Source organism: Chryseobacterium sp. P1-3 (assembly GCF_000738495.1).
GTDB lineage: Bacteria > Bacteroidota > Bacteroidia > Flavobacteriales > Weeksellaceae > Chryseobacterium > Chryseobacterium gallinarum.
The window spans coordinates 898,767-921,894 of record NZ_JPEQ01000007.1 but is presented as its reverse complement, the minus strand read 5'-3'; the positions used below and the strand labels follow the sequence as shown (position 1 = coordinate 921,894).

Annotated in this window: 21 protein-coding genes and 3 pseudogenes; 12 read left to right on the top strand and 12 right to left on the bottom strand. The window is 36.6% G+C overall.

The window, feature by feature from the left end:
• Window positions 1-27 precede the first annotated feature (27 nt).
• Window positions 28-1,267 (top strand): annotated as a pseudogene (purD, locus tag HX13_RS12650) (phosphoribosylamine--glycine ligase).
• Window positions 1,268-1,439: 172 nt separating this feature from the next.
• Window positions 1,440-2,969, top strand: coding sequence for a glutamine-hydrolyzing GMP synthase (gene guaA, locus HX13_RS12645; RefSeq protein ID WP_050021356.1), 1,530 nt, complete (start codon window positions 1,440-1,442; stop codon window positions 2,967-2,969).
• Between the two features lie 149 nt (window positions 2,970-3,118).
• Here the strand turns inward: guaA and HX13_RS12640 are convergent, their stop codons facing one another.
• Entirely contained in the window at window positions 3,119-3,472 is a 354-nt protein-coding gene (locus tag HX13_RS12640) for a nuclear transport factor 2 family protein (protein ID WP_050021355.1), read from the bottom strand.
• A gap of 255 nt (window positions 3,473-3,727) precedes the next feature.
• Between HX13_RS12640 and HX13_RS12635 the strand changes: the two genes are divergently transcribed.
• On the top strand, window positions 3,728-5,230 hold the full coding sequence (locus HX13_RS12635) for a carbon-nitrogen hydrolase family protein (RefSeq protein WP_050021354.1): 1,503 nt from the start codon (window positions 3,728-3,730) through the stop codon (window positions 5,228-5,230).
• Between the two features lie 40 nt (window positions 5,231-5,270).
• On the opposite strand, the gene HX13_RS22800 is transcribed toward HX13_RS12635, so the two are convergent.
• Entirely contained in the window at window positions 5,271-5,426 is a 156-nt protein-coding gene (locus HX13_RS22800; protein ID WP_168238059.1) for a hypothetical protein, read from the bottom strand.
• 191 nt (window positions 5,427-5,617) lie between these two features.
• Window positions 5,618-5,785 (bottom strand): hypothetical protein, encoded by a 168-nt coding sequence (locus HX13_RS22795; protein ID WP_167336369.1) that lies wholly within the window; start codon window positions 5,783-5,785, stop codon window positions 5,618-5,620.
• 229 nt (window positions 5,786-6,014) lie between these two features.
• On the opposite strand from HX13_RS22795, the gene HX13_RS12630 reads away from it, so the two are divergent.
• Window positions 6,015-7,664 (top strand): ABC1 kinase family protein, encoded by a 1,650-nt coding sequence (locus tag HX13_RS12630; RefSeq protein WP_050021353.1) that lies wholly within the window; start codon window positions 6,015-6,017, stop codon window positions 7,662-7,664.
• A gap of 156 nt (window positions 7,665-7,820) precedes the next feature.
• Window positions 7,821-9,173 (top strand): DEAD/DEAH box helicase, encoded by a 1,353-nt coding sequence (locus tag HX13_RS12625; protein ID WP_050021352.1) that lies wholly within the window; start codon window positions 7,821-7,823, stop codon window positions 9,171-9,173.
• 43 nt (window positions 9,174-9,216) lie between these two features.
• On the opposite strand, the gene HX13_RS12620 is transcribed toward HX13_RS12625, so the two are convergent.
• From HX13_RS12620 to HX13_RS12585, 8 genes are all read right to left on the bottom strand, one after another.
• Window positions 9,217-9,873, bottom strand: coding sequence for a GDSL-type esterase/lipase family protein (locus HX13_RS12620; RefSeq protein WP_050021351.1), 657 nt, complete (start codon window positions 9,871-9,873; stop codon window positions 9,217-9,219).
• 62 nt (window positions 9,874-9,935) lie between these two features.
• On the bottom strand, window positions 9,936-10,397 hold the full coding sequence (locus tag HX13_RS12615; protein WP_050021350.1) for a lipocalin family protein: 462 nt from the start codon (window positions 10,395-10,397) through the stop codon (window positions 9,936-9,938).
• 215 nt (window positions 10,398-10,612) lie between these two features.
• Complete coding sequence (locus HX13_RS12610) at window positions 10,613-11,776, bottom strand: iron-containing alcohol dehydrogenase (RefSeq protein WP_050021349.1); 1,164 nt, start codon at window positions 11,774-11,776, stop codon at window positions 10,613-10,615.
• Window positions 11,777-11,952: 176 nt separating this feature from the next.
• Window positions 11,953-12,558, bottom strand: coding sequence for a hypothetical protein (locus HX13_RS12605; protein WP_050021348.1), 606 nt, complete (start codon window positions 12,556-12,558; stop codon window positions 11,953-11,955).
• A 37-nt stretch (window positions 12,559-12,595) separates the two neighbouring features.
• Entirely contained in the window at window positions 12,596-12,934 is a 339-nt protein-coding gene (locus HX13_RS12600) for a hypothetical protein (protein WP_128572394.1), read from the bottom strand.
• Between the two features lie 121 nt (window positions 12,935-13,055).
• Window positions 13,056-13,322 (bottom strand): hypothetical protein, encoded by a 267-nt coding sequence (locus HX13_RS12595; RefSeq protein WP_128572393.1) that lies wholly within the window; start codon window positions 13,320-13,322, stop codon window positions 13,056-13,058.
• A gap of 517 nt (window positions 13,323-13,839) precedes the next feature.
• Window positions 13,840-14,418 carry a peptide deformylase gene (def, locus tag HX13_RS12590; RefSeq protein ID WP_050021345.1) on the bottom strand — a complete coding sequence of 193 codons (579 nt, stop codon included), beginning with the start codon at window positions 14,416-14,418 and terminating at the stop codon, window positions 13,840-13,842.
• 55 nt (window positions 14,419-14,473) lie between these two features.
• Window positions 14,474-15,040 carry a Crp/Fnr family transcriptional regulator gene (locus tag HX13_RS12585; RefSeq protein WP_050021344.1) on the bottom strand — a complete coding sequence of 189 codons (567 nt, stop codon included), beginning with the start codon at window positions 15,038-15,040 and terminating at the stop codon, window positions 14,474-14,476.
• 172 nt (window positions 15,041-15,212) lie between these two features.
• On the opposite strand from HX13_RS12585, the pseudogene HX13_RS26390 reads away from it, so the two are divergent.
• The 3 genes and pseudogenes from HX13_RS26390 to HX13_RS26380 form a co-directional block, all read left to right on the top strand.
• A pseudogene (locus tag HX13_RS26390) lies at window positions 15,213-16,062 on the top strand (phosphoenolpyruvate carboxylase); the annotation flags it as partial.
• Between the two features lie 36 nt (window positions 16,063-16,098).
• Complete coding sequence (locus tag HX13_RS26385) at window positions 16,099-17,400, top strand: phosphoenolpyruvate carboxylase (RefSeq protein WP_410493131.1); 1,302 nt, start codon at window positions 16,099-16,101, stop codon at window positions 17,398-17,400.
• A gap of 28 nt (window positions 17,401-17,428) precedes the next feature.
• Entirely contained in the window at window positions 17,429-17,680 is a 252-nt protein-coding gene (locus HX13_RS26380; RefSeq protein ID WP_410493125.1) for a hypothetical protein, read from the top strand.
• A gap of 171 nt (window positions 17,681-17,851) precedes the next feature.
• Here the strand turns inward: HX13_RS26380 and HX13_RS12575 are convergent, their stop codons facing one another.
• A complete protein-coding gene (locus HX13_RS12575) occupies window positions 17,852-19,294 on the bottom strand; it encodes a S8/S53 family peptidase (RefSeq protein WP_238555284.1) in 1,443 nt (480 codons plus the stop codon).
• A gap of 267 nt (window positions 19,295-19,561) precedes the next feature.
• Here HX13_RS12575 and HX13_RS12570 point away from each other — a divergent pair, with 267 nt between their 5' ends.
• The 4 genes and pseudogenes from HX13_RS12570 to HX13_RS12555 all read left to right on the top strand — a co-directional run bounded on the left by HX13_RS12570 (window position 19,562) and on the right by HX13_RS12555 (window position 23,112).
• Window positions 19,562-20,671, top strand: a complete 1,110-nt coding sequence (locus tag HX13_RS12570; protein WP_050021342.1) for a DegT/DnrJ/EryC1/StrS family aminotransferase — start codon at window positions 19,562-19,564, stop codon at window positions 20,669-20,671.
• Between the two features lie 174 nt (window positions 20,672-20,845).
• A pseudogene (gene galE / locus HX13_RS12565) lies at window positions 20,846-21,869 on the top strand (UDP-glucose 4-epimerase GalE).
• Window positions 21,836-22,645: a methyltransferase domain-containing protein gene (locus HX13_RS12560; RefSeq protein WP_050021341.1), complete on the top strand. Its 810-nt coding sequence runs from the start codon at window positions 21,836-21,838 to the stop codon at window positions 22,643-22,645. Before galE ends, HX13_RS12560 begins: the two are co-directional and overlap by 34 nt.
• Window positions 22,646-22,659: 14 nt before the next feature.
• The gene (locus HX13_RS12555; RefSeq protein ID WP_050021340.1) at window positions 22,660-23,112 is read left to right on the top strand and encodes an adenylyltransferase/cytidyltransferase family protein; all 453 of its coding nucleotides are present in this window, start codon (window positions 22,660-22,662) and stop codon (window positions 23,110-23,112) included.
• Window positions 23,113-23,128: the final 16 nt, after the last annotated feature.

Genomic DNA, 23,128 nt, shown 5'->3' with positions numbered 1-23,128 from the left:
AAATTAAGACTAGATAATAAATAAAGTATGAGAATATTAATCATAGGTGAAGGCGGTAGAGAATCTGCTTTAGCGGCAAAGCTTCAGAATGACCCGAGAATTTCTAAAATGTTTTTTGCCAACGGGAATGCTACTACCGATGTAATAGGGAAAAATGTTCATTTATCAGAAATCAAAGAACTTAGAGATTTCGCTATTAAAGAAAAGATTGATCTTACGATTGTAGGTCCTGAAGCTCCATTGGTAGCTGGTTTAAAGGATGAGTTTAAAAAACACGATCTTAAAGTTTTTGGTCCTACCCAGAAGGTGGCAAGCCTGGAAGGAAGTAAAGCATTCTCTAAGAAATTTATGCAGACCTATGATATCAAAACAGCCAGGGCTGTAGTATTTGATTCATATAATGAGGCGGTAGAATATGTAAAAACACAGGAGTATCCTTTAGTAATCAAGGCAAGTGGTTTAGCAGGCGGAAAAGGAGTTGTTATCTGTGACAACCTTGAAGAAGCTGAAGCAACGATCCATGATTTCATGATCAGAAGAATCTATGGTGATGCCGGAATCCGTTTAGTTATCGAAGAATATTTACAAGGTTTTGAAGCTTCTATCATCGCTTTCTCTAATGGTGAAAAACTTTTCCCTTGTGTAGCTGCAAAAGATTATAAAAAAAGCCGGAAACGGAGATACAGGACCTAATACAGGAGGTATGGGTTCCGTAGCACCAAGCCCGGAATTTACTCAGGAGCACTATGCAGATTTCGAGAAAAACATCCTGGAACCTACCATTAAAGGTCTTAAGGCTGAAGGTTTCGGATTTAAAGGAATCATCTTCTTCGGATTGATGGTAACGAAAAACGGTGCTTACCTTCTTGAATATAACATGAGATTCGGAGATCCTGAAACTCAGGTATTGATGGCACTGATGGAAAACAACCTTCTGGATGTGATCCAGGATTGTATGGAAGGAAAGGATATCGAACTTAAGTTCAAAGACGAAAAAGCAGTGTGCCTGGTAATGTGCTCAGGAGGTTATCCGAGAAACATTGAAACAGGTTTCGAAATTACAGGAGAAGACAAATTAAAGCACAGTAAATTATTATATGCCGGTGCGATCAGAAAAGGAGATAAAGTAGTTTCCAATGGCGGTAGAGTACTGAACATTGTGGCTACAGGAGCTACCTATGAAGATGCCCGCAAAAAGGTTTACGAAGACGCAGGGCACGTACATTTCGATTACGGCTTCTACAGAGAAGACATCGGAAAGTTTTAATAAAAATCACGAAAAAGATTTGGAACCATTCCAAGTCTTTTTTTGTAAAACAGTTAAGTAAGCAATAGGCTTTAGGCTGCAGGCAGTAAGCTTATTGTATTATAAAAAAGCTTACTGCCTAAAGCTTATTGCTTGAAGCTTTTAAATTAATATTATTTATCAATTATCAAAAATGAACAACGGTATTATTATTTTAGATTTCGGATCCCAGTACAACCAGCTTATCGGAAGAAGAATCCGTGAGATGGGCGTATACTCTGAAATCTTGCCTTACAATACACCATTACAAGATATTTTAGCAAAACAACCCAAAGGAATCATCCTTTCCGGTGGACCAAGTTCTGTAAATGCAGAAAATGCCCACCTGGTTGAAAAAGAATTATATGAGCAGGGAGTTCCTGTGTTGGGAATCTGCTATGGAATGCAGATGACGGCTCATCTTTTAGGAGGAAAAGTAAATAAAGGAGAAAAAGGAGAATACGGTAAAGCCAATCTTGAAATTGTTAAAGAAAGCTCTTTGTTAAAAGGAGTAACTCAGAACTCCGTCGTTTGGATGAGCCATTTTGACGAAGTAGGAGCGTTGCCTGCAGGTTTTGAATTAAATGCAAAATCAGGTGTAATAGCTTCCATCTCTAACGAAGACAAAAAAATCTTCTGTGTTCAGTTCCATCCGGAAGTTTCTCATACAGAAGAAGGAGGGAAAATGCTTGAAAATTTCGTTTTCGGAATCTGTAATGCAGAGAAAAACTGGAAACTGACCAACTATATTGACAGAACGGTTGAAGAGATCCGTGAGAAAGTAGGGAATAATAAAGTAATCCTTGGACTTTCCGGAGGTGTGGATTCTTCTGTAGCGGCTGTTTTGATCCATAAAGCTATCGGTGATCAGTTGACTTGTATCTTCGTAGATACGGGATTATTAAGAAAAGATGAAGGCAAGAAAGTAATGGATCAATATGGAGAACATTTCCACATGAACATTAAAATGGTAGACGCCAAAGAAAGGTTCCTTTCAAAATTAGCCGGAGTAGATGATCCTGAAGCGAAAAGAAAAATCATCGGAAACGAGTTTATCCATGTGTTTGATGAAGAATCCCACAAAATTGAAGGCGCTAAATTCTTAGCTCAGGGAACCATTTATCCTGACGTGATTGAAAGTCAGTCTGTAAACGGACCATCTGCAGTGATCAAGTCCCATCACAACGTTGGAGGGCTTCCTGAAGATATGGAATTCGAATTACTGGAGCCATTAAGAGAGCTTTTCAAGGATGAAGTAAGAAAAGTAGGAGAAGAATTGGGAATCCCTCATCACCTGGTATACAGACACCCTTTCCCGGGCCCTGGATTAGGAATCAGAGTATTGGGTGCTGTAGATGCGGAAAAAGTGAGAATCCTGCAGGAAGCTGATGATATCTTCATCGAAGAGTTATACAAAAACGATCTTTATGAGAAAGTATCACAGGCATTCGTAGTATTACTTCCGGTAAAATCTGTAGGAGTAATGGGAGATGAAAGAACTTACGAGTATACAGCTGTAGTGCGTTCTGCTAATACAATCGACTTTATGACGGCAACGTGGAGCAGACTTCCTTACGAGTTCTTAGATACTGTTTCCAGCAGAATCATCAACGAAGTAAGAGGAATCAACAGAGTAGCTTACGATATTTCAAGCAAACCGCCTGCAACCATTGAGTGGGAATAGTTTTTTGACTTGAATTTAAAATATAAATCCTGCCCAGAAAACGGGCAGGATTTTTTTGTTAAATGTTTTATCTTCCAATATCCTATTTTCCATATTCCCTTATATTCAACATCTTTCAAAAGTATTTTTTGTAAATGGTAATTTCTTTATTATTCAATAGGGAGATTATGTAGCTTTAAAAATGAGAGTTTATCCCAGTATCCTCTCTGGAATATGATTTTATCGTTTTTTACATGAAAAAATCCACATCCGCGAAGTCCAAGAGGGTCCTTCCATTCCATTATAGCCCATTCCCCATCTTCAAAAATATTTTCTACGATGCAAACCATTTTAGCTGTTGCAAATTCATTTGCAAACATTTCGTAAATAGCAGTTTTACCCACTACTGGCTCATTTGAAACTTGATGGTTTACTGCATCTTCTGCATATAATTCTGCAATACAAGCCGCATCAGCCGCATTAAAGCTATCTATCCATTTTTTCAAAACTTCTTTAGGTGTCATAGTCATTTGAGAACAAAATATTAATTTAACATAAAGGTAGGTAAAAATGTTGTTTTAATACTGATAATTAGAAACTTTTATTTATTTACTGACCGGGATAAAAAATAAAACGAATACAGGGCTTACTTGCATCGATGCATATTGTTTCATATAGAAATGGAAACATGTAATAAGTTGATAGAATCACAACCCCGTTTAATACGGAAGTTTATTAGTTGCAGAATTTTCACTAAATTTAAGTAAAAATTACATCAAATGCAAATAGAAACAAGACCCCTGAGCGTTCAGGATTATGATGAATTGGCACAAACAATGAAAAGGGCTTATCCGCAAATGTCGGAATCAATATGGTCTAAGAAAAGTATAGAAAAGCTCACCAGAATATTTCCGGATGGTCAAATTTGTATTACAGTAGATGGAAAACTGGCTGCAGTGGCGCTGTCTATTATTGTGAATTATGACGAATTCGGGGATGATCATACCTATAGTGATATTACAGGTAATTATACCTTCAATACACACACTTCAAAAGGAAATGTTTTATATGGGATAGAAGTTTTTGTTGATCCCGAATTCAGAGAATTGCGTCTCGGAAGAAGATTGTATGATGCCAGAAAAGAATTATGCGAATTATTAAATTTAAAATCAATAATTCTGGGCGGCAGAATCCCGAATTACCACAAGCACAGCCATGAGCTTTCTCCAAGAGAATATATACGAAGGGTGAGAGATAAAGAAATTTATGATCCCGTGTTATCTTTTCAGCTTTCAAATAATTTCCTGCCGATCAGGGTATTGAAAAAATACCTTCCCGAAGATGAAGCGTCCAGAGAAAATGCCGTTCTCTTGCAGTGGAATAATATCTACTACAGCAAAAACCCGAATACGATGCAGGATAGTATCATCCGCCTGGGATTGGTACAATGGCAGATGAGGCATTTCAAAGATATAGACGCTTTTTATGAGCAGGTGGAGTTTTTTGTAAATGTAATGGGAGATTACAAATCAGACTTTGTACTCTTCCCTGAACTTTTCAATACTCCTTTACTGGCCCCCTTCAATAATCTTTCGGAAAGAGACAGTATGATAGAACTGGCAAAACTTACCGAAGAGATTAAAGAAAGAATTTCAGAGCTGGCCATCAGTTATAATGTGAATATTATTTCCGGAAGCATGCCTGTTTTTGAAAACAATGAACTCTACAATGTAAGCTATCTTCTTCATCGTGATGGGCGTATGGATGAATACAGAAAGATTCACATTACCCCAAATGAAAAAAGATATTACGGAATGAAAGGTGGCAATGAAATCAAAGTTTTCGATACCGATTGTGGTAAAGTAGGCCTTGTCATCTGTTATGATGTGGAATTCCCGGAATTGCCCAGAATTCTGGCAGATCAGGGAATGAAAATACTATTTGTCCCATACCTTACAGATACCCAGAATGCTTATATGAGGGTTCGGCACTGTGCGGCAGCAAGAGCCATAGAGAATGAATGCTATGTCGCAATTGCCGGTTGCGTAGGAAATCTTCCAAAGGTTAATAATATGGATATCCAGTTCGGACAGGCTGCTGTATTTACACCTTCAGACTTTGCCTTTCCGTCTAATGCTGTAAAAGGAGAAGCCACTCCGAATACCGAGATGACCCTGATCGTGGATGTAGATCTGAATTTATTGAAAGACCTGCACCATAATGGCTCCGTCCAGGTGATGAAAGACCGGAGAAAAGACCTTTATGACACTTATCTTAAATAACAAAAAAGAATGCAGCTGCATTCTTTTTTGTTACTGTCAGTTAATTTGGACATATGACATCCGGGCAATAAAATCCCGGGCATAATGGTCTTCCGTCTTCAGGACAGCATTCATAGGTGCAGTTGAAAACAGGACCGTTTCCGGAAATACTTTTTAATTGTTCCCTTGAAAGTTTTTTGTTACGTAAATTTTTCATGTTGAATATTTTTTTGATAAGTTTTAATAGTACAATATAAAAACGTTTTTTTTCATTCTTTTTATTGCTATTTGGATGAAATAATATATTGATATACTGTTTATTGTGTTTACTATCTGAGCGTTTTATATAACAAAAAAACAGAAGGCATTAGCCTTCTGTTTTATTTACCTAAAATTTTTTTGAAAGAATTACATATACTGAGGGCAAACGACCGCAGGACAAATTAATTTCGGACATCTCGGTCTTCCGTCAGTAGGGCAGCATTCATTTGAACAGGTACCACCGATGATGATACCATTCCCTGAAATACCTTTCAATTGCTCTCTTGATAGTTTGTTGTTGTGTAATTTTTTCATGTTCTAATACTTTTATTGGTTTGTTTTAATGTTTGTACGACGTAAATATAGAAAAATATATTATACGTCCGTGTTTTTGTTGAAATTTTATAGTATGAACTTTTAACTCTCAAATACCACCCGGTTCAGCTTTCTAAATATAAAAAATTAATGAAGAAGGAGTGCAGGCAGAATAAAAATACTATTGGGAACAGTTTTTGGAGTAAATTGCAATTACTATTGATAAATTATGTTCGATAAACAGCAAAGAAAACTGAAAAGATCTGCCAAACTGATTTCCGTGTTAAGTAAATACGGATTTAAAGACCTGCTGGCAAGAATGAACGGGGGTAATAAACAAGATGATGCCTCAGTAAATTCTGATGAAATTATTTCAAAGGGAACAGTTTATGAGAGAATAAGACTGGCTCTGGAAGAGCTGGGACCCACTTTTGTAAAGCTTGGGCAGACATTCAGTAACAGGGAAGATTTGCTGCCGCCGGAACTGATTCAGGAGCTTCAGAAATTGCAGGACAAGGTAGATACGGTAGACATGGATGTTGAAGAAGCCCTTGAAAATGAATTCAATATTTCCGTAAAAGATTACTTTCTGGAAATTCAGAAAGAACCTTTAGCCACTGCTTCCATTGCGCAAGTGTATAAAGGCGTTCTGAAAGATGGAAGTCCGGTAATTCTGAAACTGAGAAAACCTGATGTGCAGTCTGTCATTGAAGACGATTTGCTCTTGATTAAAGATATTGAAAAACTGATATCCACCTATTCAGAAATAGGAGAAAAGCTGAATATGAAACAGGCTATTTCCACTTTTGAAAAATCATTACTGGAAGAGGTTTCCTTGATTAACGAAAAAAATAATATTCAGCAATTCCGCCTTAATTTTAAAAATAATAAAGAAACCTATATTCCAAAGGTATATGAAGAATTCTCCAATAACAATATTCTTTGTATGGAATTTATTGACGGAATCAAAGTGACGGACAAATCCATTCTCCTGGCCAATGGTATTGATCCGGTAAAGGTCTCCGAGATAGGATTAAGACTGTTTGTTTCTCAGATCCTGGATTATGGATTCTTTCATGCCGATCCGCATGCCGGTAATATCCTGGTGAAAAGAGATGGAAAGATTGTATTCATTGATTTTGGTGCTGTAGGGAAAATCCAGCCTAATGATAAGGAAATTCTCGAAAACCTTATTGTAAGCTTTGTTGCCAAAAACCCTCATAAAATAGTCCGCTATCTTAAAAAAATGGCAATAAGCTATGAAATTCCGGATGAAAGAAGATTTGAAGGTGATGTAGAAGACATTCTGAATTTTGTCCACAGTTCATCCCTCCAGCAAATCAATGTTCAGGTCATTATCAATAAGATGAAGGATATCCTGAAAGACAACAGGCTCTATATGCCGGATTATTTTTATCTGCTGTTTAAAGGAATTAGCCTGATAGAAGGTGTAGGAAGAAATATTAACCCTGAACTGGATATTGTTAAAAGCCTTCATCCTTACACTAAGAAAATATTCACCAAAAAGATCAGCCCGAAAAATCTTTTAAAAACCGGTATGGACCGGATGATGAACTTCACGGATAATGTAGATGAAATACCGAAAGAACTTCGCTCTGTTCTTCAAAAGTTAGATGAAAACAAATTTACGGTTTCCAGTGAGATTAAAAATATAGAAAAGACCAACCAGCTGATCAAGTCCAGTGTGATTAATCTGATTTTAGCTATGGTTCTGGGAGCAAATATTATTGCAACGGCTATAGTCTTTGTTTCAGAATCCGGGCCCAGAATAGGTGAATTGTCTTTAGTAGCTGTGTTAGGATTTGTTTTCTCAGTTATTTTGGTTTTAATACTTTTGCTGAGAGTATCGAGGAAATAATTAAATTTTAAAGTGCTAATAGGAGCAGCAATGTCTCGCATCAACGTATTGTAACCAGTGGGAAGACGGATCAGTTTCCTATCAGAAAAAAGCTGGGGAAAGGATATGTTTATGATGCTAATTTTTAACTTGTAATTAAATACCTATCTTTGCAAAATGGAAAAACTCACTTTTGCAGATTTTGACCTTCCGGTTAAAATTCTTGATGTTTTAGCAGACCTGGAATTATTCGAGCCTACACCAATTCAGGAAAAAAGCTTAAAACCTATTCTTTCCGGAAGAGATGTAATGGGAATTGCACAAACGGGAACCGGGAAAACACTGGCTTATCTTTTACCTGTATTGAAAACATGGAAATATAGCAAAACAGGGAATCCAACTGTTTTGGTACTAGTTCCTACAAGAGAACTGGTAGTGCAGGTGACTGAAATTCTTGAAAAACTGACAGAAAATATTACTGCAAGAGTAATTGGAATATATGGAGGAAAAAACATCAATACCCAGAAACTCTTATTCAATGATGGCTGTGACATTTTAGTAGGAACACCGGGAAGAGTAATGGATCTTGCTATTGATAATGCGATCTCCCTGAAGGAAATTCAGAAATTGATTATCGATGAATTTGATGAAATGCTTAACCTGGGCTTCAGGCCTCAGCTCACCCATATTTTTGAAATGATGAAAGAGAAAAGACAAAATATCCTTTTCTCTGCAACCATGACAGAAGCAGTGGATGAAATGCTGGATGAATATTTTGCCAATCCGGTTGAAATCTCATTAGCCAGGTCCGGAACTCCTCTTGAAAAAATTGAACAAACAGCATATAAAGTTGAAAATTTTAATACCAAGATCAACTTACTTGAGTATTTGTTGAAAAAAGACACGGATATGTCTAAAGTGTTAATTTTCAATAACAATAAGAAACATGCTGATCTGCTGTTTACTAAAATTGACGAGCTTTTTCCTGAACAATTCGATGTGATTCATTCCAATAAATCTCAAAATTACAGGCTTAAAGCGATGAAAAGGTTTGAAAATGAAGAGATAAGAGGATTGATCACTACCGATGTAATGGCAAGAGGTCTGGATATTTCAAATATTACCCACGTAATCAATTTTGAAACTCCGGATATCCCTGAACAATACATTCACAGAATCGGTAGGACCGGTAGGGCGGACAAAGAAGGAAAAGCAGTGACTTTTGTTACCAAAAAAGAGGAACCTCTTGTATTGGACATCGAATTATTGATGGATAAAGAATTAAAGTTTAATGATTTCCCTGCAGAAGTAAAGATCAACCCTAATAAAATTGCTTCCGAAAAAGATGAAGTGGTCATGAAAAACCCTGTACAGGTAAAACTGAATGAAGGAGGGGGAGCTTTCCACGAGAAAAAAGCTAAGAACACGAAAGAAAACTGGGGCGGGCCATCCAAGAGAAAAGCACCTAAGAAATTCGGTGCCAACAGGGCCCAGCAGAAAGCTAAGTCTAAATCGAAAAGAAAGAAATGAGAAAAACGGATAAAAAAATAGCGGCTTAACAGGGCCGCTATTTTTATTTCATATAAGGTTTCATTACCTTCGTCCAAATCTGGTAGCCTTCCGGTTTAAAGTGCAACATATCTTCTACAAAAATATCCTTTCTTACATTCCCGTTTTCATCTTCCATAGCTTTGGTAACATCAATGAACTCAGCATTGGGTTCTTTTTCCATGAAAGCAGCAATCTTTTTATTAGCCTCCCTGATCTGTGGCCAGATCACCTCTCTGCTCGGAGAATATTTGATAGAAATGTAGTCCACTTCAATATGAGGGAATCTTTTTCGTATTTTCTTATAAAAAGATTTATACCTCTTAACTACTTCCTTTGCTTTCAACTGGTGATTGTCTGCAAAATCATTTTCACCACAGTAAATTATAATCTGTTTGGGTTGATAAGGAGCCAGCAGGTCATCTGCAAAATCATTAAGATCGGTAAGCCTGGAGCCGCCAAAACCTCTGTTGATAATTGTTTTATCCGGGAAATAGTCGGCTACATCGGTCCATTTTGTAAAAGAAGAACTTCCCAGAAAAAGAATGGCATTCTTGGGAGGCGGGTTCTGCTGGTCCTCTTTTTTGAAATTCTGAATGTCCTGCCAGAACATCGGCTTTTTTTCCTGCGAAAAGAAAAGGGCGAAAGACAGCAATAGAAATGCTGATAAAATCTTCTTCATTATATCAAATTTTAATTTCAGATAAAAATAATAAAAAACTCCCGATCAACGGGAGTTATGGTTTATCTTTTGTAAGTAATATAGACAATATCCGGAATTTTATCTCCGTCCTGGTCAAAGCTTCCAAATTTCTGAGCAACTCTCAGATCTTTGCTGGTTAATATATCAACCCGGTAATCTTTGTTTTCATCATTGTCAAACTTAATTCCCAAAATCTTGGATTCTTCATCATAGGTATATTTTCCTTCACTTTTTGCATTAGGCTGACAATCTGCTCCGGTTCCTGTGTAAGCAGTATAGCTTACATAAAAATCGGTTCTGAAGAACAGGGTATTTTTGATACTGCATCCTTGTGGAGTAGTGGTAGAAAGTACTGTTTTATTATCTTTTCCTGAGATGACTTCCGTTTTAACCTCCTTCCAATCTCCTTTCATCATCTCCATTTCATAAGCTTGAAGATCATCATCTTTACAAGAGGTAAACGCTACAGCAGAAAAGGCAAATAAAAGTAGTTGTTTTTTCATTTTTACAAATTTAAGAATATGCTAAAATATAAATAAATTTGAAATATCTGTAATGAAATTCTTGTTTTTTTAAACAAATGTTTATAAAAAAGATAATTCTTCAAAAGATAGAATGGTATGTTGTAAGAACAAAATATTGCTGTTAAATATTAACAAAAGCGGGCTGAAAGCCCGCTTCCCATATTTTATCTGCAGAGACGAAACAAAAATAATATTTAATAGCTCATCTCAACAATCTTAAAAGCATCCTGAGGCGTTAATTTTCTGTATTCTCCAAGACCTGCCCAGTTTCTGTCTGTAAATGCTTTTTCCACTCTTTCAGCAGTTCCCTTATAATCTTCCGTATATTCCGAAAGTCTGGTCTTGATATGAAGACTGTGGAAAAACTCTTCCAGTTTTTTTATACCCATCTCTGCTTTTTCTTCTACTGTTCCATCTTTAATTCCCCATACTCTTTCGGCGTATTGTGCAAGCTTTCCTTTTTTGCTGTCAAAATTATAACGGTAATGTGATGGAGCAATAATCGCTAATGTTCTGGCATGGTCGATACCAAAATAAGCGGTAAGCTCATGCCCCATTGCATGTACAGCCCAGTCTGTAATCACTCCTTTCTGGATAAGCCCGTTTAAAGCCATTGTACAGCACCACATAAAATTTCCGGCAGCATCATAGTTGAAATCTTCAGCCAATACTTTAGGAGCTGTTTCCTGAAGACTGATCAGAATACTTTCCGCAATTCTTTCCTGCAGATCTGCAGAAGAAGGGGCAGTCATATATTGTTCCAATACATGGGTATAGGCGTCGGTAATGCCGTTTACAATCTGGTTTTTAGGAATAGATCTAACGACTTCAGGATCCAAAACAGAAAATTGGGGAAAAAGTCCTGGCCCTCCTGAAGAAAGCTTTTCATTAGTTTCCCTTCTTGAGATAACGTATCCTGAATTCATTTCAGAGCCGGTAGCAGGAAGCGTAAGAATACTTCCAAACGGCATTCCTTCCCCTTCGAATGTTCTTACCTGTTTTCTCAGGATATCCCAAGGCTCGCCGTTATATCTGGCCGCTGCAGAGATAAACTTTGTTCCGTCAATAACTGAGCCTCCTCCTACAGCAAGAAGATAGGTGATATTGTTTTCTTTAATAAAATCTATGGCTTTCGTCAGCACTTCATATTCAGGATTGGCAGGAACTCCGCCAAATTCATAGACCTCATGATCCTTAAGTGCTTCTTTTACCTGATCATATACCCCATTGTTTTTGATGCTTCCACCACCGTAGATCATTAATATTCTGGCTTCCTTAGGGATTTCATTGGAAATCTTGGCAATTTCACCTTTCCCGAAAAGTATTTTAGTCGGATTTTTAAACTCAAAATTAAGCATGTTCTAAATTTATTTTACCCAAATTTACGGAATGAAAAAAGAAAATTGAGTTAATGGAATTTTAAAATTACTATGGTTGATTTTCATGAAAGCTATTGCAGATCTTTCTGTCATCTGGATGAGACTTTTTTTATTGTTTTCTGAAGTTGGCCTTGTTTTTACAAAAATGAACCAAACTATAAAGAAATACAATTTTCATCCTTTGCATACACTCCATTAGTTTTTGCCTCCAGTTTTCCGGTTTTCCTGTTGATTTTAACCCTAAAAGATTCTTTTACAGCAGGACAGCCCTTAGATTGTTTAAGGTATAAAGAAATATAGCGGTCTTCAATTTTGTAGGCTCCGGTAAAAAGGTTGGTGGTGTCTACCGTATACCCATATGTTTTTGCCAGTAAAAGAGCTTCAGGCAGATTGTCTACCGTTCCGATAAAATCTCTCAACTGCTGCTCGCTGGAAAAATAAACCGGTCTTTCATTTTTGCATGCAAGGATGTATGAAAAACAATTGTTACCTATACATTTTTGAAAAAATCCTTTTTCCGGAACAGGTTCATTAATCGTCATAAATTCAGGAGCCTGGCTTTCATAGATAACCGCTTTTTCATAATCGGTGTCGTTGCTGAGTACCCGCCAATAGGCATAATCTTTATCCGGTATGATGAATGGATAGAGTAGATCGATATTATCTAGAATTTCCGGGATTTTTTTGAAATCGGATGGAACAGCTTTCTGGCCGAAAATCATGCTGCATAATAACAATAAAGCCGGAAATAATACTCTCATTCAGTTATTTTTACAAATTTAACAAAGTTAAGAAGATTTATTGCAAGACAATTTTGTAATAGCCTTTTTCGTCTGTTACGTCAATTCCAATGCCCGTGAACGTTAATTTATTGATTTGAAAGCCATCACAACCTCCTTTAAATTCAGATGATTGGATGGAAAAATCCAGATTTTTAATATTAGAATAAAATTTATATTTTTTTGTTCCATTATAGGCCCCTACATTTTCTAAAATAACTTTATTGTCGGATGTTTTGGTCAATTGTATGTTGGCATTATTCTCGTCTTGAACTGAGTAGGTGGTCAATGTACTGTTGGTAATAAGATTTTCATGATTAGAGTTTACGAACTCAAAAAACGATGGGTTGTGGCGCATTGTAACAATCTTTTTCACAAGAGATGAACAGTACTATTAAGAGTAGGAAAATGAATGTTTTTTTTCATGTAGCGTGGGAATGGTGTGAAAAGTAAAATTAATGAATGTTTTGTAATCAGAATTATATTATACCTGAATTATTAAAACGAGCTCTAAATATTTTCAAAACTTGGGAAAGCTGATAATCTGTAATATCTAAATCATCGATGTTTATTTCTATCTTTTCGTCGTTGTGAAAGAAGTATAAATAATTTATTTCAGGTTTATAATCGTGTTTAGATTCACGACTTACTAAACGTTTTACAATAATCTTTTCCAGTTGAATTTCATTCCATAAATACCTTGCATTATTTTTTATCTGAATTCCTTTTCCATTGATGGAGATCATAATTTCTGATATTTTTCTGACTTGTGAAATGATTTTAAAAATAAAATAACCGATAAATCCAAGAAGTATAATTAATACAACTAGTACGGTCTCATTAAATTTCAACTTAAGACCTGATAGAAAAAAATAATCCCAGGATCACAAACATACTGTAAGTAGCAATAGCGATAATTCTACCTGAACGTGAATATTTGACTATAACTTCATCAGGAATTGAATTTTCATCATATTCAATTTTATCATTTTTATGAAGGGAATATTCTTTATGAATGAAAACGACATTGATAAATGCACCAATGAAAAAAATAATAGAAAGAAGAATAAAAATGTTGCAGTAGATAAATACCTATGAATAAAGCTAAAATTCCTAAAATCGCATAAAAAATAATTCCGAATTTCATTTTTGGTTAAGTTTTTTACGAAGATACATTTAAAACTCAATATTGATGGGCCTCAAATGCATTAATACATCTCTAGCTTGATCTCGCCAACTTGCCCAAACGACTCAAAAAGTTGATCAAAACTTCATAGGATACCCTGTCACAATATTCCCACTGGCAATTTTCTTAAGTTTAGATTCCATCAGTTTCTTTGTTAATGGCTTCAGTCGGTTGATGTATAAAACTCCCTGAGTATGATCATACTCATGTTGAATAATTCTTGCCGTCATTCCTTTAAAAGTTTTGGTATGCTTTATAAAATTCCGGTCCAGATATTCAATCGTAATTTCCCAGGGCCTTTTTACCTTTTGAGAAAGTCCGGGAATGCTCAGGCACCCTTCATAATCTTCCCAGGCTTCTTTTGAACTATGGATTATTTTCGCATTGATAAAAGTTTCTTTTATTCCCTTATCACCTTTTTCGAAATACAGTATCTGATCTTCCGTATCCAGGTTTTGATAAGTGATCTGACTGTCAACAACGAAGAGTTGTAAAGGTTTCCCGATCTGGGGTGAAGCAAGTCCGCAACCATTGGCATTCTCCATTGTATCCCACATGTCATTTACCAATTGATGAATTTCCGGAGTAATTTCATTGATCTGGAGACATTTCTGTTTTAAAATATTATTTCCGTAAGCAAGGATAGGTAGATTCATTGTTGTATTTTCTGCAAAGTTCAGCAGAGCAGGAGAGATATACAATGAACCTATGTTAATTAATTTGCCTGCGGATTCTGCTTAAAGCCTGTGGAGTAACTCCAATATAGGAAGCAATATATTTGAGGGGAACACGCTGCAGAAGCTCAGGCTGCTCGGTAAATAATTGTAAATAACGCTGCTTAGCTGTAAACTTCAGTAAAGAAAGTTCTCTTTTGCTTTTGGATAAAAATAATTTTTCAGAGGCAAAACGGCCTAAATGATTACCAACGTTGGTTTCTTTGTAAACTTTCTGCAGGTCATCATAAGAAATCTGCCATGCCACGGTTTCTGTCAGTGCCTGCATTTCATATTCAGAAGGCGTTCGGGTAAGAAAAGAGTCATACGCACAGATAAACTCCTTTTCAAATCCAAAACCGAAAGTATAGCCATATTCATCATCAGGAATATAAGACCTTACCAGCCCGGTTTCTATAAAAGAAAGAAAGTTTTCCGTGCTGCCCTGCAATGTAATAATCTCATTCTTAGGAAATACTTTTCTGTGAAAGTGTTTTGCTATAAATGACCATTCGGATTCCTGCAGTTTTATAATCTGTTCATAATATTCTCTGATGTAGCCCATATTGGAAACTTTTCGGATGACTTTTGACCAATCTCTATACCCTGAGATGATCCAGGTTACAAATTTACAAAATGTTTGATTGGGAATCTGAGGAATAATTACTGTAATTTTATACCAACTTTTTTGTCAATTGTCAATTCAACTCATTGCAAAATCACTTACATTTGTTATTATGATACACGACCAACGCGCAGAAAAATTCAGGCAGATTGTGGAAAATAAGTTCCAGATCTACAATTCATTATTTATGAGCCTGCCATATGATAAAATGACCAATATCGGGATGTTGCTTCCCTTCCTTTATGAGGAAAGCAGAACCGGCTATGAAGCAGGAAAAACTCCCGAGATTATTGTAGAAGAATTTTTTAAAAATCATACAGACCTTGAGACTGAGGAGCAAAAGCTCGAACTGCTTTTTAAGATCATTCAATATATAGAAAGACAGGTGGTCTTGTTTGACAGTATTGAGGATGCAGCATTTCCCAACCTTCACTCCGAAAGCGATAACGGAACAGTCACCAATCTTTTTGAACGTTCTTTTCAGGACCATAAGCTTGAAAAAGTGCGCGAAAAGCTGAAGGACTTTAGTGTAAAAGTTGTATTCACAGCTCACCCTACACAATTTTATCCGAGTTCAGTACAACGTATTATCCAGGACCTGAGGGGAGCCATTACCAGTGATTCCGTTACCCAGATCGATATGCTTTTACAACAGTTGGGAAAAACACCTTTTGTGAACAAAGAGAAACCCACACCGATTGACGAAGCACTGAGCATTATTTCGTATTTGAGATACGTGTACTATGATACCATCGGAGAATTATTTACAAAAATTAAAAAAAACGTTTGGAAACGGACATTTTCATTTACACGAAGACATCATCCAGCTTGGTTTCTGGCCGGGTGGTGACAGGGATGGAAACCCTTTCGTAACAGCAGATGTTACCAAAAGAGTGGCAGAAGAGCTTCGTTCTGCCATTCTGAAGTCCTATTACAGTCATTTAAAGTTTATCAGGAGAAGGCTGAGTTTCAGGGGAGTTTCAGAGATCCTGACTCAATTGAGTGAAGAATTGTATGCTGCTATTTTCAATGGAAAAAGCATTACTGCAGAAGATATTTTAGCAAAAGCAGATGAAGCTGAAAATATATTAATTCATGAACACAATTCTTTGTTTCTTGATCTTTTGACCAATTTCAGGGACCGGGTGAGAATTTTCGGGACTCATTTTGCAACGTTGGATATCCGGCAGGACAGCCGGATTCATCAGAAAGCAATTGATGAAGTATTTGCCAGACTTTACGGAAATGAGGAAGCTGACCCGCAACAGAAATTTACCCGACTGATTCAGGTTTCTGAAAAAATAAATCCCGATGATTTTGAGGATATTGTAAAAGATACACTGCTGACAGTTTCACAGGTTTCTGAAATTCAGAATGTAAATGGTCTCAGAGGAATGAACCGTTATATCATTTCCAATTCTGATGCTGTAAAAGATGTGATGAACGTATATGCGTTTTTCAAAGTTTGCGGATATAAAGACGAAGAGATCAATATGGATATCGTGCCTCTTTTTGAAACCATGGAAGGTCTTGCCAATGCCGAAAATGTGATGAATGAACTGTATCAGAACCCTGTATATAAAAAACACCTTGAAAGAAGAGGAAATCAGCAGACTATTATGCTTGGTTTTTCTGATGGAACCAAAGATGGAGGATATTTAAAAGCTAACTGGGAAATTTATAAGGCAAAAGAACTTTTAACAAAACTTTCCGAACAGCATCATATCAAAGTCATTTTCTTTGACGGAAGAGGAGGTCCTCCTGCAAGGGGTGGAGGAAAAACCCACGATTTTTACGCATCACAAGGTAAAACTATTGCCAATAATAAAATTGAATTAACAATTCAGGGGCAGACTATTACCAGTATTTTCGGAAATAAAGAACAGGCTAAGTATAATTTTGAACAGCTTTTAACAGCAGGAGTTGAAAATGATGTCTTTAAAAATGCTAAAAAAGAACTTACGGAAAAAGAAAGAAAACTGATTGCTGAACTGGCGGAAATCAGCTACAAAAAATACGCAGATCTGAAAGCCCACCCTATGTTTGTTCCTTATCTCCAGGAAATGAGTACACTGGAATACTATGGAAAAACAAATATCGGAAGCCGTCCTTCCAAAAGAGGAAACGGAAGCGAACTGAAGTTTGAAGACCTGAGAGCCATTCCATTTGTGGGATCATGGTCCCAGCTGAAGCAAAATGTGCCGGGATTCTTCGGCTTTGGATATGCCATGCAGCAAATGAAAGAGCAGGGAAGATTTGAAGAAGTAAGAGAATTATACAAAGGTTCGGACTTTTTTTAAAACATTGGTTCTAAACTCCATGATGAGTATGAACAAATCTTATTTTCCTTTGACATATTATATCAAAAACAATCCGAAATTCGGCACATTCTGGAATATCCTTTTTGATGAATACGAACTTTCAAAAGATATTATGCTTGAGCTGACCGGATTTAAAATGCTTCAGGAAGAAGATCCGCTATCCAGAAAATCAGTAAAAATCCGTGAAAAAAATTGTTCTTCCGTTATTGAGTATTCAACAATACGCCTTGATGAAGATTCAAAAAGGAGAAGGAGATAAAGGCGCCTATGAAAAGCTGGTGACGCGTTCTTTATTCGGAAATATTAATGCCAGCAGAAACTCAGCGTAATGATTAAATACGGCAATATTATCAATTGGAACGGGCTTCAGCCCGTTCTATTATTATTAACCAATCCATCGGCTTTAGCCGGAAACTTATAGAGAGTAACTTTATTCTTTAATAAATTTTTCATAATAGATCTTATCCTTTGCCTGAATCTTCAGATAATACGTTCCTTTTGAAAAATCTGCCACATTCATGGATTTTTGATTACTATTTTTTCTGATGAGCCTTCCCAGATTATCATAAACTTCCAATGTTTTAATCTCATTTTTTGAGGTAATATTCAAAACATTTTTAACAGGATTAGGGAAAATACTGAATTTTTCTTTTTTCAAAGCCTCAGAAGTATCCAAAACAGAACTGTAAAGACTACCGAAATTCAGGATACCATATCCTATCTGGTCTGTATGATTAGGATATAGGGAAGCTGTTTGCCGTAGTTTCAATCTGATCTGATCCCTGTTCATCGAAGGAAAGGCCTGAATGAAACAAGCTACGCCTCCTGCTGCAATAGGAGTAGCAATAGAGGTCCCGTTTACAGTGAGGGTAGATCCGTCATATACAGTGGTGGTAGCAGTACCTTGTGTGCTTCCGTCAGGTTTTATCACTCCAAGGGAATTAGGACCATATGAAGAAAAATCTGATGAGATTCCGGCAGTATCTACCGATCCGATACTAAATACTTTTTCATGATCTGAAGGGGTCAGCAGATAATGCCAGGGTTGCTGCCCGGAATTTCCGGATGCTGCAAGAACGAATATTCCTTTTTCTGCTGCAATTCCGGCTGCCCGTGCAATAAAAGAGGTGCTTCCGTTCATATCAGCATAAGTGTAATTGTATTGAGGGTCGTCAAAAACATTGTAGCCCAGTGATGTAGTAATAATTTCTACCCCTTTTCTGTCAGCTTCTTCAGCAGCTTCAATCCAGTACATTTCCTCTTCAGGAACTTCTACTGCCGCGTTTTCACTCCGGTAAAGATAAAAATCAGCATCGGGGGCGGAACCTACAAATATATTTTCCAGATATCCTCCTATAGTTCCCAATACCACAGTACCATGTGAACTTAAAGATGGGTTATAGATATCATTGGTTTTGGTGACAAAATCATAACCGGCTTTAATCTGGTTATTAGTCCACAATCTGGAAAATGCACTGCCAGTATTTACCGTTGGAAAACCTGCATCAATAACAGCAATGGAAACTCCGGTTCCGGTATATCCTGCCACATGAAGGGGACGTATATTCACCTGGTCAATCTGGGCTGTACCAGATCCGTAATTGAAGGTTGTGAGTGTTTTCTGAGTGGTTGAATGATCTTTCCATTTATCAACCGGCTTAATTGTGCCTCCTGTTGATCCGTTTCTGGCAAAACTTTCGACAGATTGCACGAAAGGCTGGGCCTGCAGAAGAGAAACCTGTGCAGGAGTTGCCTGTACAGCCGCACCATTAAGCCACTTTGAATAATCTGTGACAGTAAAGCCAAGATTCTGAAGGTTTTGCAGATATGATTGTTCAATGGGAGCATCCTGATCATTGAGCGGAATTCCCAATGTGGTGCGTCTGTTGAGAGACTTTTGTGTCAGTTCTGAAAGTGGATTGGCATAAAATGCCGACTTATTGGGCTTATCCGTAAAGTATACAAAAACAAGCCTTGTTTGAGCCGGAATATGAAGATAACCGGTTAAGAAACAAAAAAGTAAAAAATTTTTTCATAGGAATATTTTGTATAAAGATAAAAACAAAACCAATAAAATTTTTGATAGGATTTTAAATTCCTTATTTTTACACAAATATTTATTTTATGAAAAAAAATTCAGATGGTTGACTTGCAAAGTCAGTATTACAAAATAAAGAATGATGTAGACAATGCAGTTTTAAATGTAATGGATTCGGCAGCTTTTATTAACGGCCCTGAAGTAAAGTCTTTCCAGAATGAATTGGAGTCTTATTTAGACGTAAAGCATGTAATTCCATGTGCCAATGGAACCGATGCATTACAGATCGCTTTAATGGCTTTAGACCTGAAAGAAGGAGATGAAGTAATTACTGCTGATTTTACTTTTGCAGCAACAGTGGAGGTTATTCATCTGCTTAAACTAAAATCTGTTTTAGTAGATGTTGACTATGATACATTTACCATTTCAACAGATCAGATCAGAAAAGCAATTACCCCGAAAACAAAAGCAATTATCCCTGTACATATATTCGGGCAATGTGCCAATATGGAAGAAATATTGAAAATTGCTGAAGAACACAACCTATACGTTATAGAAGATAATGCACAGGCAATAGGAGCAGAATACACGTTCTCCGATGGAACAGTAAAATATGCAGGGACAATGTCTACGGTAGGTACCACTTCTTTCTTTCCTTCAAAAAATTTAGGATGCTATGGTGATGGCGGAGCTATCTTTACCAATAATGACGAATTGGCCCACCGCCTGAGAGGAATTGTAAATCATGGAATGTATGAAAGATATTATCATGATGAGGTAGGAGTGAACTCTCGTTTGGATAGTATCCAGGCTGCTGTTTTAAGAAAAAAACTCCCACACCTGGATTCTTATAACGAAGCAAGAAGGAAAGCCGCAGATTATTATGATGAAGCATTTGCCAATCATCCTCATATTCTTACCCCTGTAAGATCTGAAAGCTCCACCCATGTATTCCACCAGTATACCTTAAGAATTCTTAACGGTAAACGAAATGAACTGCAAAAATTCCTTGCTGAAAAAGAAATTCCGGCAATGATTTATTACCCTGTAGCATTAAGAAAACAAAAAGCATATTTTCAGGAAAGTAATGATGCCGATTTTGTGAATACAGATAAGCTCCTGGATCAGGTTATCTCTTTACCAATGCATACTGAGCTGGATGAAGAGCAGTTGAAATATATTACAGACGCGGTACTTGAGTTTATGAAGTAGAAAGTATTTATATATAAGCTAGTTGATCATTTAATAGAGATTGCCGGTTTAAAATTTTACTTTATAAAATCAGTATTAATTCGGATTATTTAGTAATTTCGACATATTATTTATAATGAAAAATAAGTGGAATTAATAAATGATATAGAAAAACACAAAGATTAAAAAATAAAAATGGCAATACTTGTTACAGGAGGACTTGGATATATTGGTTCCCACACGGTAGTGGAACTTATCAATAATGGTTTTGAGGTCATTATCGTAGATGATTTATCCAATTCAGAAAGATTTATTTTAAATAATATAGAGGAAATTACAGGCAAAAAGCCTGTTTTTTATCCTTTTGACTTAAAAAGAAAAGAACTTCTTACCCAGGTTTTTGATGCCCACCATATTGATGGTTGTATCAATTTTGCAGCTTCCAAAGCAGTGGGGGAGAGCCAGGTGATCCCTGTAGATTATTATGAGAATAACTTATTTTCATTAATAAATATTCTTCAGGAATTTAAAATAAGAGGAATTTCAAACTTTATTTTCAGCTCATCCTGTACTGTGTACGGGCAGGCTGATAAGATGCCAATCGATGAGAATACCCCTTTGAAAATGCCCGAAAGTGTTTATGGTAAAACAAAACAAATGGGAGAGGAAATCCTTATTGATTTTGCAAAAGCATATAACCGGAAAATAACGTTGCTAAGGTATTTTAATCCTATTGGGGCCCATCCGTCTGCAAAACTCGGAGAATTACCCATCGGGGTTCCGAATAATCTGGTGCCTTACGTTACGCAAACGGCAGCCGGAGTTCGTGAAAAACTAAATATCTGGGGAGATGATTATCCAACAGAAGATGGAACGGCTGTTCGTGATTATATTTATGTTGTTGATCTTGCAAAAGCGCATGTGGCAGCGTTAAAAAAGTTAATGGAAGATCAATCAGCGGAAACAGTAATAGATATTTATAACCTTGGAACAGGAAAAGGATCATCGGTTTTAGAAGTTGTAAAAGCTTTTGAAAGCGCCAATGGGGTAAATGTTCCTTATCAGATCTGTGATAGAAGGGAAGGCGATATTACCATTGCATATGCCAATCCAGCCAAGGCAGAACAGGAACTGGGATGGAAGTCTGAAAACGTCTTTGGAAGAAGCTTTAAGGACAACCTGGGAATGGCAGAAATACCTGAACACCAGAAACTCATAAAATTATTTATCATGGCCTGGAATTCTGAAATATACGACCAGTTCAAGGAAGAACGATCAGCCCCGTTTTTTGACTTGCTTAAGCTTGTAGAATCAAAAACCAATCTGTCGGTTATTGATCTGGGTTGTGGGACAGGAGAACTGACTTCCAAACTTTTGGATTACCTGGAGGATTCTAAAGTTTTGGGAATAGACTCCTCTGAGGAAATGCTGGAAAAAGCAGCTCATTTTGCAACAAACAGGTTGCATTTTGAAAAAAGAAGCATCGAGGAACAGCTTCACCTTGCTGATACTTATGATTTGGTGATCTCCAATGCGGCTATACAGTGGTGTAGCCACCATAAAGAGCTTTTTCCGAGAATTATCAGTAAAATTAAAGCCGGCGGACAATTGGCCGTACAGATTCCTTCCAATCATGAATATGTAGTGCATCAGCTGCTTAGAAAAGTAGCAGAAGCTGAGCCTTATAAAACAGCTTATAACTCCTGGAAAAGAGAATATACGGTTTTGAAAATAGAGGACTATGCCCAAATTTTATTTGATAATAAAGGGAAAGAAATCATTGTTTTTGAAAAAGTATTTCCTCATGTACTCAGGGATGCAGAAGCCGTCTTTACCTGGGCTTCCGGAACGGCCATGATTCCTTATATTGAAAGGCTTCCGGATGAACTGAAAGAACAATTTAAAAACGATTATAAAAAAGAATTGCAAAACACCTTTCCTGAATCACCGGTCTTTTATCCGTTTAAAAGAACGTTTATTTCAGCGAAATTTTAATTTTAGAAATTAATATGAAGACACAAAGAATAGGTATTACATTTTCCTCATTTGATTTATTACATGCAGGACATATTAAAATGCTTGAAGAAGCTAAAACAGTATGCGATTATTTAATCGTAGGGCTTCAGATTGACCCATCCCATGACCGTCCAGGCAAAAATAAACCCAGCCAGACGATTGTAGAACGATATATCCAGTTAAAAGCTGTGAATGCAGTAGACGAGATCGTTCCTTATTATACTGAGGAAGACCTTTTGGATATTCTGAAATCCTTTGTAATCGATGTAAGAATCATTGGAGACGATTATCTGGATAAAGACTTTACAGGCAAACAATATTGCGAAGAAAAAGGAATTGAAATTTTTTATAACAAAAGAGATCACAGATTCTCAACAAGTGATTTGAGAAGACGGATTTATGAAGCAGAAAAAGAAAAAATTGCCAAAAAAGAACCTGTAAAATAAAATAAAAATCCCGAAA